The following is a 15,026-nucleotide window of genomic DNA, read 5'->3' as shown; positions in this document are numbered from 1 at the left end:
TAAGGAGATAAGTATGTTGCTGTATAAACCAATAGCACATAAAAAAGAAAAATTAATATTTAGTTTATTTTTTATGATAGTAATAATCAGTCAAGGTATAAGAGGAAGATTAAATAGTATAACAAATACAAGTATATTCAACTATCATTTAATGCCAATAATACTAATTATATTAATGTTCATTAAAAGAAGTAATAAAGTAAGCAAGAAAAATTTTATTTTAATATTTTCAATAATTGGTTTTATAGGAATAGGATTTATAGCTAATAGATATAGTATATCTCAGCTTATAAGAACTACAATTGGATTTATACTTCCATTACTAATGTTATTAATTAATTATAAAGATGTAGATACAAATTATCTTTTACCTAATATATTAAAGACATTTAATATATTTATTAATATTACTTTTTTAATTCAAATAATTATGAGCATAAAGTATGGAAGAACTGGTGGAATAGTAGGACATCCTTTAACTTCAGGATGGTATTATGGGATATTCATAAGTTTAAATTGTATTTATTATAAATATTTTAATAGTAAGAAAGATTTTTTTATAATTAAGGATATACTAATTGCTTTAATAGGAACTGTTTTAGCATCAGGAAGAATTTCACTTATAATAGTGCTTATATTAAGTTTACTATATGCAATTAGTTGTTGTAGAAATAAAGTAATTCCATATGTTATTTTACCTATAATACTCATAGTATTTTTATCGACTTCAATAGTTGATAAATACATATGGGAAAAATTCAGGGCTACAGCTTCTTGGGGAGATATAACTAATGGAAGGTTACTTGGAATAAGAGAAATGAAATTTTTTAATGTATATCCTAAGTTTTTTACTGGAAAAGGTGTAGGGTATTCCAATTATATAAGTCAATACTTATTTGAAGTTGTAAATTTTGAAAACCCAATAATTATGTTTTCTTTTGATTATGGAATTATAACTGCAATAATGTTACTAATTGTTTCATTTATTTACCCAGTACAAAACTTTATAAGAAGTAAAAATATTTTATTAGCTATTAATTTTACTGCCATATTTATAATTCCATTCACATATAACGGATTAGCAGAAACAGTGGGTATATTTATAGTGTTGATATTTATTATTTATATATTTTTAATAATAAATAATGGAATTAAAAAGATTAATAAATTATAAAATAGAAAATCCAAAGGGGCTCGTTTCGTTAGCCCATTTGGATTTTGTATTTTTGTTGTAAATAGAAAGTAAATTAATTGGAGGTAAATGTGTCATAGGGATTGTCACTTCGGACTAGAAAAATAGAAATTCTAAAAATAATCCAAGTATCTAAAAATAATCCATTTCTTATGTAATGAAGGAAATAAAATCTAAAAATATTAAAAGTTTAAATAAAGAATATTCTAAATTAAATTAAATAAGGTGTGATATTATAAATACATAAGATGTAAAGCATTACAAAAGATTGCGATTTTCATCAAAGGTAAAGACCAATAAAATATTATATATGTAATTTAATATGGAGGGGTTTAAATGAGAATTAAAAAACTAACATCAATTTTGTTAGCAGCAACACTAACTTTAGGATTAGTAGCATGTGGAGGAAAGAGTGATAACACAGGCAATACTACAGGAGATAGTAAAGACAATAAGATAACAATATGGGCATGGGATGAAGCTTTCAATATAGTAGCGGCAAATAAAGCTAAAGAAATATATCAAAAGGAAAATCCAGATGCAGAAATTGAAGTTGTAACAATGGCTCAGGATGATATAGTGGCTAAATTAAATACAAGCTTATCTTCTGGATCTTATGAAGGGCTTCCAAATGTTGTATTAATTGAAGATTATAAAATTCAAGGATATTTAACAGCATATCAAGATGAATTTGCAGATTTATCTTCAGCAGCTAAGCGAGAAGACTTTGCAGATTATAAGACAGGTGTTAATTATGTTGATGGTAAATTATATGGAATACCTTTCGATAGTGGAGTAGCAGCAACATTCTATAGAACAGATTTAATAGAGCAAGCTGGATACACTAAGGAAGATATGCAAAACTTAACTTGGGAAAAATATATTGAAATAGGTAAAGCAGTAAAAGAAAAAACAGGAGTTGCAATGTGTACATTAGATCCTAGTGATATAGGACAAATCAGAATGATGTTACAAAGTGCAGGAGCATGGTATACAGATGCTGATGGAAAAGTTTCTATAGCAGATAATCAAGCATTAAAGGATTCTATAAAGATATATAATGATTTAGTGAAATCAGGAATTACAAAACAAGTAGCAGATTGGGATCAATTTGTAGGTGCATTTAATAATGGTGAAGTTGCATCAGTAGTTACTGGTTGCTGGATTGGACCTTCAATTAAAAAGGCTGAAGATCAAAGTGGAAAATGGGCAATAGCAGCATTCCCTAAGATGGCAAGTAATTCTAAATCAGTTAATGCATCTTCAATAGGTGGAGCAGGTTGGTATGTTCTTAAGAATGTTGGAAATACAGATATGGCAGTAGATTTCCTTGGAAAAACATTTGCTTCAAATACAGATTTAATGAATGATTTAGCAGATTCTATAACTTTAGTTAGTACTTTAAATAAAGCTGCTGAAGCTCCAAATTATTCAAAGCCAAGTGAATTTTTCAGTGGACAAGAAATATTTAAAGATTTTGCAGATTGGACAAGTAAAGTACCTTCAGTAAATTATGGTTTACACACTTATGCAATAGAAGATATTATGACTGAAGCTGTTCAAGCTATAGTTAATGGAGCTGATGTTGATTCAACATTAAAATCCTTCCAAAGTCAAATAGAATCAGCAGTAGCACAATAATAAATAGAAAAGAATTATCATAAGGAGAGTAGCCATTTATTAAAATAAAATTAGTAAATGGCTATTTCTTGTATAGGGGGAGTACATTTGAAAAGGAGTAATAAAAATAGAAGTCTAAATTATAAATTAGATAGAAAAGCTTGGTTATTTGTTATACCAAGTATCATACTAGTAACTGTATTTGTGTTTTATCCAATGATACAAGCCTTTATAACATCATTACAAAGTGGAATGGGCAATAATTTAAGCTTTGTTGGAATTGATAACTATAAGAGATTACTTACAGATTCAACATTTAAAAAAGCCTTATTTAATACGGTATTATATTTAATAATTCAAGTGCCAATTATGATTATATTAGCACTTGTTATATCGGCTATACTAAATGATAAGAAATTAAAAGCTAGGGGATTTTTTAGAACAGCAATATTCTTACCATGTGTTACATCTCTTGTAGCATATTCAATTATATTTAAAAGTTTATTTGCAACAGATGGGTTTGTTAATGCATTTTTAATTAATATAAATGTTATATCACAACCAATAGCATGGATTACTCATCCAATATGGGCTAGAGTATTAATTATAATAGCAATAACATGGAGATGGACAGGATATAATATGGTTTTCTATTTAGCAGGAATGCAATCAATTGATGATTCAATATATGAAGCAGCTGAAATTGATGGAGCAAGTGCTTTTATGAGATTTAAATCTATAACACTTCCATTATTAAAGCCGATAATTTTATTTACAACAATAAATTCTACAATAGGAACATTACAATTATTCGATGAAACTGTGAATATAACAAATGGAGGGCCAGCAAACGCAACAATTACTATTTCACAATATATTTATAATTTATTATTTAAATATTCACCAAACTTTGGATATGCAGCAGCAATTTCGTATGTAATAGTTCTTATAATAGTAATACTATCATTTGTTCAATTAAAAGCAGGAGGGGATAAGGATGAGTAGAAAAAATAGTAAGGGTGTAAGTAAGCTAGTAAGTTTTATAAAATATACATTTTTGATTATTTTATCTTTTGTATCAATTTTCCCATTTATTTGGATGATAATAGCTACAACTAATAAGTCTGTTGATGTTACAAGAGGTACTTTGATACCAGGAAGCTATTTTTTTGATAACTTAAAAAATCTTTTAGCATCAGATCTTAAATATACGGTAGCCTTCAAAAATTCTTTGATAATTGCAGTTATCACAACAGCATTAGCTATGTTAGTTTCTTCATTGGCAGGTTATGCATTTGAAATATATAAAACAAAAACCAGAGATAAGATATTTAATTTTATATTATTATCTATGATGGTACCATTTGCAGCATTAATAGTTCCTTTGTTTAGATTATTTAGTAAGATGAATAATATTCCTGGATTAAAAGGAATATCATTAAATACTCATGGTGCAGTAATAATTATTTCAGTTGCAACAGCATTTTTAATTTTCTTCTTTAGACAAAATACAAAGACTTTTCCAAAGGATTTAATGGAAGCAGCAAGGATAGATGGACTTGGAGAATTAGCTATATTCTTTAGAATCTATATGCCAACTATGAAATCAACTTATGCAGCAGCTACAATAGTTACATTTATGGCTAGTTGGAATAGTTATTTATGGCCACTTATCGCATTACAATCACCTGATAAAAGAACCTTACCACTTGTAATATCAGCTTTAGGTTCATCATATACACCAGATTATGGAATGATAATGACTGCTGTTGTAATAGCAACATTACCTACAGCTTTAATATTCTTCTTAATGCAAAAGCACTTTGTTGCAGGTATGACAGGATCAATTAAGGGGTAGTTAAAAGATAATTAAAAGTAAAAGTTTCAAAAGGAAATAAAAAAGAAAGTGGGCAACTGGGGAAATGTAATTGGGATTACTTCGGAGGTTCATTTTCTTTCTTAGTAATAAATGTAGAAAAATATAAGGGATTGGAGAGAATTATATTGGATAAAAAAATAGATTTGCATGAAAAAATAAAAGGTAACATACAGTCAAGAAAATTAGACTTAAAACAAAACTTAAGCCCAAGTTTAGATTGGTTGGAAGATCCAGAAATTTTTAGAATTAATAGAATAGATGCTCACTCAGATCATTTGTTTTATGAGAAGAGGGAAGATTTAAAGTTAGGGTATAATATGCCACTTAAGCAAAGTTTAAATGGTAAATGGAAATTTTCTTATGCTGTTAATCCAAGTAATAGAATTAAGGATTTCTATAAAGAAGATTTTGATTGTAGTAGTTTTGATTATATAAATGTTCCAGGACATATTCAAATGCAAGGATATGATAAGTGTCAATATATAAATACAATGTATCCGTGGGATGGAGTAGAAGAATTAAGACCGCCCCATATTTCAAAAGATTATAACCCAGTTGGAAGTTATGTTAAGTATTTTGAATTAAATGAAGAGTTAAAAGATAAAAATGTTTATATTTCATTCCAAGGAGTTGAAACAGCATTTTATGTATGGATAAATGGAGAATTTATAGGATACAGTGAAGATACTTTCACACCATCAGAATTTGAAATAACGAATTATTTAAACAACGGAGAAAATAAATTAGCAGTTGAGGTTTATAAAAGAAGCAGTGCAAGTTGGATAGAAGATCAAGACTTTTGGCGATTCTCAGGAATATTTAGAGACGTTTATTTATATGCAATTCCAAAGTACCATGTGCAAGATTTATTTGTAAAGGCTGGATTAGATGATACCTATACTAATGGGAAATTAAATATAAAAATGAAATTAACAGGGCTACTTGAATGTGGAGATTTTCAGGTGCAAGCTTATTTGAAAAATAGCAATGGAAAGTTAGTTCATAATTTTAAAGAAAATGAATTTATTATTGATAGTAGTAGAACTATTAATAATAGAAGCAATAATTTCAATGATTGCACAAGCGATGATAATAGTGAGATTAACGATATAAATAATAGTAAAGATATTAATGAGGATATTATTGATAATAATAAATTAGCTTTATATGAGGATAATATTGCTAGAACAAATGATACTTATACAAAAGTAAGAATTAATACAACAATAAATGAAGTTAATCTTTGGAGCGCTGAAGAACCAAATTTATATACTTTATATATTGAAATCTTAGATTCTGAAGGAAATTTAATAGAAATAGTACCTCAAAAAGTTGGATTTAGACGCTTTGAATTAATTAATAATATTATGTGTTTAAATGGAAAAAGAATAGTTTTTAAAGGTGTAAATAGACATGAATTTAGTTCTAAAAATGGACGTGCAATAACAAAAGAAGATATGTTATGGGATATAAATTTCTTAAAGCAAAATAACATAAATGCTGTAAGAACATCACATTATCCTAATCAAAGTTTTTGGTATGATCTTTGTGATGAATATGGAATTTATTTAATAGATGAAGCTAACCTAGAAAGTCATGGATCATGGCAAAAGATGGGGGCTTGTGATCCAGAATGGAATGTGCCAGGCTCAATTCCAGAGTGGAAAGATGTTGTAGTAGATAGAGCAGAGTCAATGCTACAAAGAGATAAAAATCATCCATCAATTTTAATATGGTCATGTGGTAATGAATCTTATGCTGGAAGTAATATTTTAGAAATGACAAAGTATTTTCATAAAAATGATGATAGTAGATTAGTTCATTATGAAGGAGTATTTTGGAATAGAGAATTTGATGAAATAAGTGATATGGAAAGCAGGATGTATGCAAAGCCATTAGATATAGAAAAATATTTAAATAATAATCCTAAAAAGCCATATATAAGTTGTGAATATATGCATGCAATGGGAAATTCCTGTGGAGGAATGAAGTTATATACTGATCTTGAAGATAAATATCAAATGTATCAAGGTGGATTTATATGGGATTATATAGATCAAGCAATAGAAGTAATTAATAAGGATGGCAAAAAGGTATTTGCATATGGTGGAGATTTTGATGATAGGGCAACTGACTATTGTTTCTGTACAGATGGAATTATTTATGCAGATAGAACTATATCTCCAAAAGTTCAAGAGGTTAAAGAACTTTACTCAAATGTAAAACTTATTCCAGATAATAAAGGGGTTACTATAAAAAATAATAACTTATTTATTGGAACAGATAATTATGATTTTATTGCTTATATAGAAAAAGAAGGTAGCAGAGTATTTGAAACAGTTATTAAAGCTGATGTTACACCGGGGACAGAGAAGTATATTTATGTAGAATATCCAAATATTGAAGATTTTGGTGAATATACTTATAATATATCTATGAGATTAAGTGAAGATTCGTTATGGGCAAGTAAGGGATTTGAAATGTCTTTTGGTCAATCAGTTTATATTATTGATGCTAATGGATATAAAAAAGTTGATAAACTAATTAACTTTAGTAATAGCAATGATAAAGCCAATAAAGCTAATAAAGAAAATGAAAATAATGTGGTAAATAATGAAGAAAACAACATAATACATCAAAACTTAGATTTAAGTTCGAACTCTAGCCATAGCAAGGTTTTAGATTTATGCTCTAGGTCAACATTTAGAATAATTCATGGAGATGTGAATATAGGAGTAGTTGGAAAAAACTTTAGAATGATGTTCTCTAAGCAAGAAGCAGGATTAATTTCTCTTTGCTATGAAGGAATTGAATATATAACAAGAGTTCCAAGAACTTCATTTTTTAGAGCAACTACAGATAATGATAGAGGTAATGGACATAATTTTAGAACATCACAATGGCAAATTGCAGGTATGCATCAAAGGTTAGAAAGGTTTGAATGTATAGAAGAAAATGATAAAATAATATTAACCTATACTTTTGAAATGCCAACAAGTGTTAAGACTAACAATGTAGTTAAATATACAGTAACTCCAGATGGAAATATAGAAGTAAATATACACTATAAAGGTGTACAAGGGTTATCAGAGTTGCCTATATTTGCTATAGATTTTAAGCTTAAAAAAGAATTAAGCAATTTTGAATATTATGGGTATGGTCCAGATGAAAATTATATAGATCGTAATAATGGAGCAAGACTTGGAAGATATAAAAATAGTTCTATAAATAATCTTTCAAGATATTTAATTCCACAAGAATGTGGTAATAGAACAGGTGTAAGATGGGCAAATGTAACAAATAACAAAAATGAAGGGCTATGCTTTAAATATGTAGATATGCCATTTGAATTAAGTGTATTGCCATATAGTGCATATGAACTTGAAAATGCTATGCATATAGAAGAACTTCCACAAATTAATTATACTTGGGTGCGTATAATAGCAAAACAAATGGGAATAGGTGGAGATGATAGCTGGGGTGCTTTAGTGCATGATGAATATACAATACCATCTAATGAAGATATAAATTTAAAATTTATTATATGTAAGGCGTAGTATCTAATGTCCCTGGATTTCCAGAAGATTTGGCCCCAGGGGCATTGCTCCTGGGGATTAATTTTTTACAAAATGAGAGGGTGTTATTATGAGTAAAAATTATTGTAAAGTTTTAATAGTAGAAGATGAATTTATTATGAGGCAGGGAATGAAGCATATGCTTGAATGGGAAAAAGAAGGCTTTACAATAGTTGGGGAGGCAACAAATGGGCAAGAAGCTCTAGATTTAATAGAGAAACTAAAGCCTAACATAATAATTTCAGATATAGTTATGCCCATATTAAATGGAGTTGATTTTTCTAAAGTTGTGCAAAAGAGATATCCTGATTTGCAAATTATAATTTTAAGTAGTTATGATAATTTTGAATATGTTAAAGATACTCTTCTAAGTGGAGCTGTAGATTATATATTAAAGCCAACTTTAAACCCAGAACAATTATTAGTAACCTTAAAGAAGGCAGTTGATAGGATACCAGGACTAGAATTAGTTAAAAATGAAGATATATATTATAATAATTTAATTGAAAGATATTTACTTGGATTTGATTCTAAGCTAGATGTTAATAAATATTTAAATTTATTTCCTGATACTTGTTTTAGAATTTTGGGGATAAATTTAAAACAATCATTTGGAAAGAATAAGGAAAGTATAAAGAGAATTAAAAGAAAAGTAGAAGAATTTTTTATTTTGAATAAAAACTATTCTTATCTAAAGCTGATTATTAATGATGAAATACTTCTATATATAATTAATTATAAAGTAAGTAATGATAAAGAAATAGTAGATAAAATTAAAACTCATATCGAAAGAAATATCTTTCCTCAAGAAAATATATTATTTATAATTACACCTAAATTTGATAACATTTGCAAAGTTAAAGATATTTATAATAAAAAATTCATTCCATATCTAGCTCAAAAATTTTACTATAAAAGTGATTTCTTATTAAATACAGAACGTATAGAAATTAGAAGTAAGATAGAAAAATTTGATTCAAATAAATATTCAAATTATATAAAATCAAAAGAATTTAATTCAGCAATTAATATGATAAAGGAATATGTGGATTATGCAATAAATTCAATGATGGATGAGTACAAGCTTAAAAATCTAGTTAAGAACTTATTATACAATGTAGTAGTAAGCTTGGAGTCTTATGATATAGAAACGGATGAACTTAGGCAATTATACTTTAAGAAAATAGACAATGCAGCATATTCACAAGATTTTGCTGAAGAAATAAATCACATAATTTTAGAACTCAAAGATATTATTTCTAAGAATGTAAATATGGAAGAACAAAGAATAAAAGAGATTTTAGAATATATTAATGAGCATTATGATAAGCCTTTAGAGCTTAGCGATATAGCAAAAGCGTTTAATTTTAATTATTACTATCTTTCATTTTACTTTAACAATCACTGTAAAGAAGGATTTTCAGAATATTTAAACAGAATTAGAGTTGAAAAAGCTTGTGAGTTATTGAAAGAAAATAAGGCATATGTATCAGAAATAAGTAGTATAGTTGGATATTCTGATCACAGTTATTTTTGTAGAGTTTTTAAGAAAATAGTAGGATATACTCCAAGCAACTATAGAAGGTTAAATCAGATTAAAGGAGTTTTAATTAATGAAAAAGAATCTGAAAACAAATAGCCTGTTTTTTAAAATATTATGCGTTGTTGTTGCTGGAGTTATTTGTGTATCAGTTTCAATTAGTTATATTATAATAAATATTTCAAAAGGGATTTTTACTGATACCTATAGTGATTCTCAGAAAAAAATATTTGGACAAGTAAATGATAAAATATATGATTTTCATGGTGAACTAGTTAAAGTTATAAACTCTGTAAATTCACATAGAGCTTTTAAAACATATTTTACTGAAGAAAACCTAGAAGTAGAGGAAATGTCTCAAACTATATTTGATCTAAAAAGACAAATGAAATCTGCATTAGCTACTAATACATATGACATAAGTGTATTAATATTAGGGTTGAATGGTTCATCATTTTTAAATAGATCAGAGCTTTTAACTATTAGGCCAAATGAAATATTGAGTATGGATATATCCCAAAATTCATTAGGCAAAAGCGATACTATACTATATCAGTATTTAGAAAATGGTTTTACATCTTCTACAAAGGATGAACCTGTAATAGTTATAACCAAAACTTTGAATTTAAAGGATGGCGAACCATATGGAATTATTTATTTTACTATAAAAGAAAAAGATTTTGAGAAGTTCTATGATTATTTTACTTTAGAAATAAATGATGTAGTTTTGTTAAATGAAAATAATGTTGTTTTATCTTCAAATAAAAAGGAAAACATCGGAGATGTACAGGAGGAATTTAAAGAAAGTATAGAAGAGCTTGTTTCAAAAGAAGAGTTAAGTAAAATTTATAATAGCAATAAAAATACTATCTTGATTCAAAGGCTTCCTTATTGTAATTTAACTATCTGTGGTACTGTTGATAATCATAAGGCATTAGGTAAAATGTATGATATTGGCAATATAATGCTAATTTGCTTCGTGATAACATTGTGTATTTTGATAGGTATATTTTTAATAGTTAGACAAATGACAAAGCCTTTATACTTACTTACTGAAAAGATGTCTAATGTAAGAGATGGAAAATTTGATGAATGTATAGAGGTAAGTGGTCCAGAGGAAGTAAAAGAATTATCAGCTACATTTAATTATATGATAAAGGATTTAAATAAATATATACATGAGCTAGTTAAGGTACAAAAAGAAAAGAGAGCAGCAGAAATACATGCCTTACAGATGCAAATAAATCCACATTATATTTTTAATACTTTATCAAGTATTAAATGGCTCATATGGCAAGGAAATAATGATAAATCAATAAGTGCCTTAGATTCATTTATAAATTTACTAAGAAATACAATTAGTAAGACAGATGAATTTATTACTATAGAAGATGAAATAGAAAATATAAAGAACTACGTATTTATTAATAATATTAGATACGGTGATAGAATAAAAGTTGAATATTTTATAATGCCTGATTGTAATGATTACTTAGTTCCTAAGCTAATATTACAACCATTTATTGAAAACTCATTCTTTCATGGTTTTCCATCAGATGAGGAAGGAAAGATACAAGTTTTCATAAAGGAGCAAGGTGAAAATATAAAAATAGAAATATATGATAATGGTGTGGGAATAGAAGAAGAAACCTTAGAAAAAGTAAAAGAAAAAAAAGAAACAAAAAATGATCACTTTAGTGGAATAGGTGTAAATAATGTTGATAGTAGAATTAAACTTATTTATGGAAATGAATATGGAATAGAAATAAAAAGTAAGCTAAATAAAGGAACAACCGTGACGATTTTATTACCTATGAAGAAGTAGAAATTATGCTTGTTATATCGATATGAGAATATAATAATAGATTATTTAGTTCTTAATTATTATAATAGGAAATTAAATGATTTTAAGAGTGCTATATTTTAAATTGGAAATGAATATAAATATTTAATTTATGGTGAAGTAATTATATAATATTAGATTATAATAAATTATATAAAGCCTAGTATAATTTTAAAATGTGGAAGAGGTGATTGTTTGCTTAATAAAATAGACTATAATTTAGAGGACGATATTATAGAAGAAATAAAAGAAATATCTAGAAAATATCATAATATTAAAAAAGTAGTTTTATTTGGTTCAAGAGCAAGAAAAGATAACTCACCTAGAAGTGATATTGATTTAGCGATATATTTAGATGTTAAATCTTCAGACCTGTTAGAATTTATTGAAGATATAGAAAATAATACAGATACCTTATTAGAATTTGATTTTTCAAATATGAATTCAATAGAGGATGAGATATTTATTGAACAAGTAAATAAAGAAGGGATAGTTATATATGAGAAGCATTGACTTTAAATATATGAATTTAAAAAAAGCTTATTCAAGATTAAAAGAAGTCAGTGATTTATATGATGGGAAAAATGATATAATAAGAGATAGTTTAATACAAAGATTTGAATTTACTTATGAATTAACTCATAAAACCTTAAAGGAATTTATGAAGTATTTAGGAGCTACCCTAGAAAACTCATTTCCACGTACTATTTTTAAGAAGGCATATGTGAATAATTTGATTTCAGATGATAAAGTATGGATAAATTTATTAGAAGATAGAAATTCTACGTTACATATTTATAATGAAAATATGTCTAATGAAATAGCAGATAGAATAGTTAATAAATATGTTGATGCTATTGGTGAGTTAGTAGAGAACTTAGAAAAGCTATTATAAGTTTTTAAAAATAATAAAAGGCCTCAGGGGTACTGCCCCTGAGGCTAAATGTTTTTATTTATAAATATTTTTCAAAAAATTCTTCTTCTGGTGTAAATAAATAGATAAGCCCTTCTAAGAAACTTATTAATTCAATAATTCCTATAATACCTGTAAAACTTAATATAAAATATATTATTCCAATCTTATATTTACCTAAGTAAAATTTCTGAGCACCAAACATTCCAAAGAAAATTGCAAGAAAAGCGGCTATATACTTACTAAAATCACTATTTAATATATCTATATTATAACGTATTTTTAGACGCTATAATATATAAGAAAATATTATTTAATTGAGAAATAAAAGGTATATATTTTCAAGTTAATTGAAATGTTTATATAGAAATTTGTATAAGTTTTATTATTAACGTAAGAAAAATTATCTTTATTAATCTTTATATATAAAGTTTATTATAATTTGCAAATCTAAATGAAAACCTTATAGTATTGTGCAATGATTTGGTATTGTTAATAACAAGCAAAAAAGTGATAATGAAAACGAGGGATGAAGATGAAAGAAAGAGCAAGAAGTATATTAGAATCAATCTTAGAAAAGGGAAGTATAAAATCTAAAACTTTAATTGAAGAATTCAATATATCAAAAAGAACTCTTTATTATGATATTGAAGATATAAACTATTTTATAAAAGACTGTGGCGAAGTAAGAAATATAAATCATGCATTTTCATTTATAGGAGATTACAACTTGCTACATAAAAAGCTTTATATTGAAGAAGATGATTATATAAATATAGAAAATAGAAAAAATTATATTCTATATAAAATACTTAATGAAGAAAAAGTCACAATAGAAGTTTTATCTAACGAAATGATACTTTCTAAAAATACTATAGTTCAAACCTTTGAATATTTAAAGAATGATCTTAGAAATATGGGGTTAACATTAGTTTATAAGAGAGGCTATAAAATAGTTGGTGATGAAACAAAAATAAGGGACCTTTACATACTATTGATGGAAGAAGATAGGGAGTTATTAAAAGATTATAATAAAAAAATACTAGATTTTGATAGTAAGTGTTTTCTTAAACTTACCGATTATTCTTTAACTAATCTTTCAAAGTTTGCAGAGTTTATAAATAGAAGAATAAAAAATGGATATACAATAAATTCTTATAAATTTAAATCTGATGTAAAAGGCTTTGAATATTATAATTTGACTAAAACTCTTTTGAGTGAAGATGCTAATGAAGAAGAAATATCATATTTATGTGCATATATAAGTACACTTCCAAGTCTAAATAATAATGTTTCTGAGGATATAATTGAAAAATATGTTGATAAATTAATAAGAAGATTTGAAGTTAATACAGCTATTCAATTAGAAAATAAAAATGTATTTAAGAAAAATATTAAAAGACATTTATTGTCTTCATATTACAGAATAAGATTTAGATTCCCAATAAGTAATCCTTCATTAGAAGAAATAAAAAGAAAACATGATTCCTTATATAAAATAATTAAATCTATTTTAGAGGATAAAAATGACTTCCCAGATTTTATAGGGATAAGGGAAGAAGAAATAGGTTTTATTGCAGCATACTTTGGAGGATATTTAAGAGGTACTGAAACAGAGGTAGATATACGCAAAAAAGTGTTAGTTGTATGTCCTAATGGATTATTAATATCAAAAAATATTGAAATTCAATTATATAAGTACATTCCTGCTATAGATATTATAGGAGTTATGTCAATAAAAGATATGCAATGTTCTGATATAGATTATGACTACATAGTTTCAACAGTAGAAATCCCCAATAAAGAAAATGTTATAGTAGTAAATCCAATGTTAACTAAGTTAGATATTAAATTATTGATGGATAAATTAGTAACATTTAACCAAAGTAATTTACAATTTAATATTGAGCTAATAATGCAAGCAATAAAAAGGAATGCAAATATAATAAATTACGATAATTTGAAAAATGACTTAATAAAAATAATATATCAAATGGACGAAAAGGAGGCATACCAACCAATGTTAAAAGAATTAATTAATGAGCAAAGAGTAAGAAAAGTATCTAAAGTTAAAGATTGGGAGGAGGCTATCAAAGTTGCAGCAAGACCATTATTAGAAGATGGATCTATAAAAGAAGAATATGTGGAAGCTATGATAGAAAGTATAAAAAAACATGGTCCATATATAGTACTAGCTGATAGGTTTGCTTTACCTCATGCAAATGCAAAAGAAGGAGTTAATAGATTATCGATGTCCTTATTAACTGTAGAAGAAGAAGTAGATCTTTTAGGTAAGCCAGTAAATATATTTATGGTTCTTGCAACAGTTGATAATAATAGTCATATAAAGGCTTTAGCTTCATTATCAGAACTTTTATATGATGAAGAAAACTTAAAGATTTTTAGAGATGGTGATTCAAAAAAAATATTAAAAATTATAAATGATCAAAATTAGGAGGTATTA

At 26.4% G+C, this 15,026-nt stretch carries 11 protein-coding genes; 10 read left to right on the top strand and 1 reads right to left on the bottom strand.

All coding sequences use genetic code 11. The annotated features are described in order from the left end of the window. Window positions 1–13 precede the first annotated feature (13 nt). The 9 genes from CSBG_RS14045 to CSBG_RS14005 all read left to right on the top strand — a co-directional run bounded on the left by CSBG_RS14045 (window position 14) and on the right by CSBG_RS14005 (window position 12,544). Window positions 14–1,174 (top strand): hypothetical protein, encoded by a 1,161-nt coding sequence (locus CSBG_RS14045; RefSeq protein WP_008680572.1) that lies wholly within the window; start codon window positions 14–16, stop codon window positions 1,172–1,174. Between the two features lie 354 nt (window positions 1,175–1,528). After that, a complete protein-coding gene (locus tag CSBG_RS14040; RefSeq protein ID WP_008680570.1) occupies window positions 1,529–2,833 on the top strand; it encodes an extracellular solute-binding protein in 1,305 nt (434 codons plus the stop codon). Between the two features lie 87 nt (window positions 2,834–2,920). Then, on the top strand, window positions 2,921–3,817 hold the full coding sequence (locus CSBG_RS14035; RefSeq protein WP_008680568.1) for a sugar ABC transporter permease: 897 nt from the start codon (window positions 2,921–2,923) through the stop codon (window positions 3,815–3,817). Then, window positions 3,810–4,670, top strand: coding sequence for a carbohydrate ABC transporter permease (locus tag CSBG_RS14030; protein ID WP_008680565.1), 861 nt, complete (start codon window positions 3,810–3,812; stop codon window positions 4,668–4,670). Before CSBG_RS14035 ends, CSBG_RS14030 begins: the two co-directional genes overlap by 8 nt. Before the next feature lie 188 nt (window positions 4,671–4,858). Continuing rightward, on the top strand, window positions 4,859–8,248 hold the full coding sequence (locus tag CSBG_RS14025; RefSeq protein ID WP_035285987.1) for a glycoside hydrolase family 2 TIM barrel-domain containing protein: 3,390 nt from the start codon (window positions 4,859–4,861) through the stop codon (window positions 8,246–8,248). A gap of 88 nt (window positions 8,249–8,336) precedes the next feature. Then, entirely contained in the window at window positions 8,337–9,905 is a 1,569-nt protein-coding gene (locus tag CSBG_RS14020; protein ID WP_008680562.1) for a response regulator, read from the top strand. Then, on the top strand, window positions 9,880–11,631 hold the full coding sequence (locus CSBG_RS14015) for a sensor histidine kinase (protein ID WP_008680560.1): 1,752 nt from the start codon (window positions 9,880–9,882) through the stop codon (window positions 11,629–11,631). The genes CSBG_RS14020 and CSBG_RS14015 overlap by 26 nt, the downstream gene beginning before the upstream one ends. A gap of 213 nt (window positions 11,632–11,844) precedes the next feature. Further along, complete coding sequence (locus CSBG_RS14010) at window positions 11,845–12,162, top strand: nucleotidyltransferase domain-containing protein (protein ID WP_035285446.1); 318 nt, start codon at window positions 11,845–11,847, stop codon at window positions 12,160–12,162. 10 nt (window positions 12,163–12,172) lie between these two features. Continuing rightward, on the top strand, window positions 12,173–12,544 hold the full coding sequence (locus CSBG_RS14005; protein WP_242825282.1) for an HI0074 family nucleotidyltransferase substrate-binding subunit: 372 nt from the start codon (window positions 12,173–12,175) through the stop codon (window positions 12,542–12,544). 58 nt (window positions 12,545–12,602) lie between these two features. Here CSBG_RS14005 and CSBG_RS18100 read toward each other — a convergent pair whose 3' ends face one another. Beyond that, on the bottom strand, window positions 12,603–12,797 hold the full coding sequence (locus tag CSBG_RS18100) for an NINE protein (RefSeq protein ID WP_276508069.1): 195 nt from the start codon (window positions 12,795–12,797) through the stop codon (window positions 12,603–12,605). 300 nt (window positions 12,798–13,097) lie between these two features. Between CSBG_RS18100 and CSBG_RS13995 the strand changes: the two genes are divergently transcribed. Continuing rightward, window positions 13,098–15,017 (top strand): BglG family transcription antiterminator, encoded by a 1,920-nt coding sequence (locus CSBG_RS13995; protein ID WP_008680559.1) that lies wholly within the window; start codon window positions 13,098–13,100, stop codon window positions 15,015–15,017. The last annotated feature ends 9 nt before the right edge of the window (window positions 15,018–15,026 follow it).

Source organism: Clostridium sp. 7_2_43FAA, from assembly GCF_000158375.2.
Taxonomy (GTDB): Bacteria; Bacillota; Clostridia; order Clostridiales; family Clostridiaceae; genus Clostridium; species Clostridium tertium.
Note: the sequence above shows the minus strand (reverse complement) of the source record. Positions and strands in the feature narration are given on the sequence as shown.

Bases quoted from the DNA above. Each gene is read 5' to 3' on its own strand.
- CSBG_RS13995 (WP_008680559.1), top strand. From the start codon at position 13,098: ATGAAAGAAAGAGCAAGAAGTATATTAGAATCAATCTTAGAAAAGGGA.
- CSBG_RS14045 (WP_008680572.1), top strand. From the start codon at position 14: ATGTTGCTGTATAAACCAATAGCACATAAAAAAGAAAAATTAATATTT.
- CSBG_RS14040 (WP_008680570.1), top strand. From the start codon at position 1,529: ATGAGAATTAAAAAACTAACATCAATTTTGTTAGCAGCAACACTAACT.
- CSBG_RS14030 (WP_008680565.1), top strand. From the start codon at position 3,810: ATGAGTAGAAAAAATAGTAAGGGTGTAAGTAAGCTAGTAAGTTTTATA.
- CSBG_RS14020 (WP_008680562.1), top strand. From the start codon at position 8,337: ATGAGTAAAAATTATTGTAAAGTTTTAATAGTAGAAGATGAATTTATT.
- CSBG_RS14015 (WP_008680560.1), top strand. From the start codon at position 9,880: ATGAAAAAGAATCTGAAAACAAATAGCCTGTTTTTTAAAATATTATGC.
- CSBG_RS14005 (WP_242825282.1), top strand. From the start codon at position 12,173: ATGAATTTAAAAAAAGCTTATTCAAGATTAAAAGAAGTCAGTGATTTA.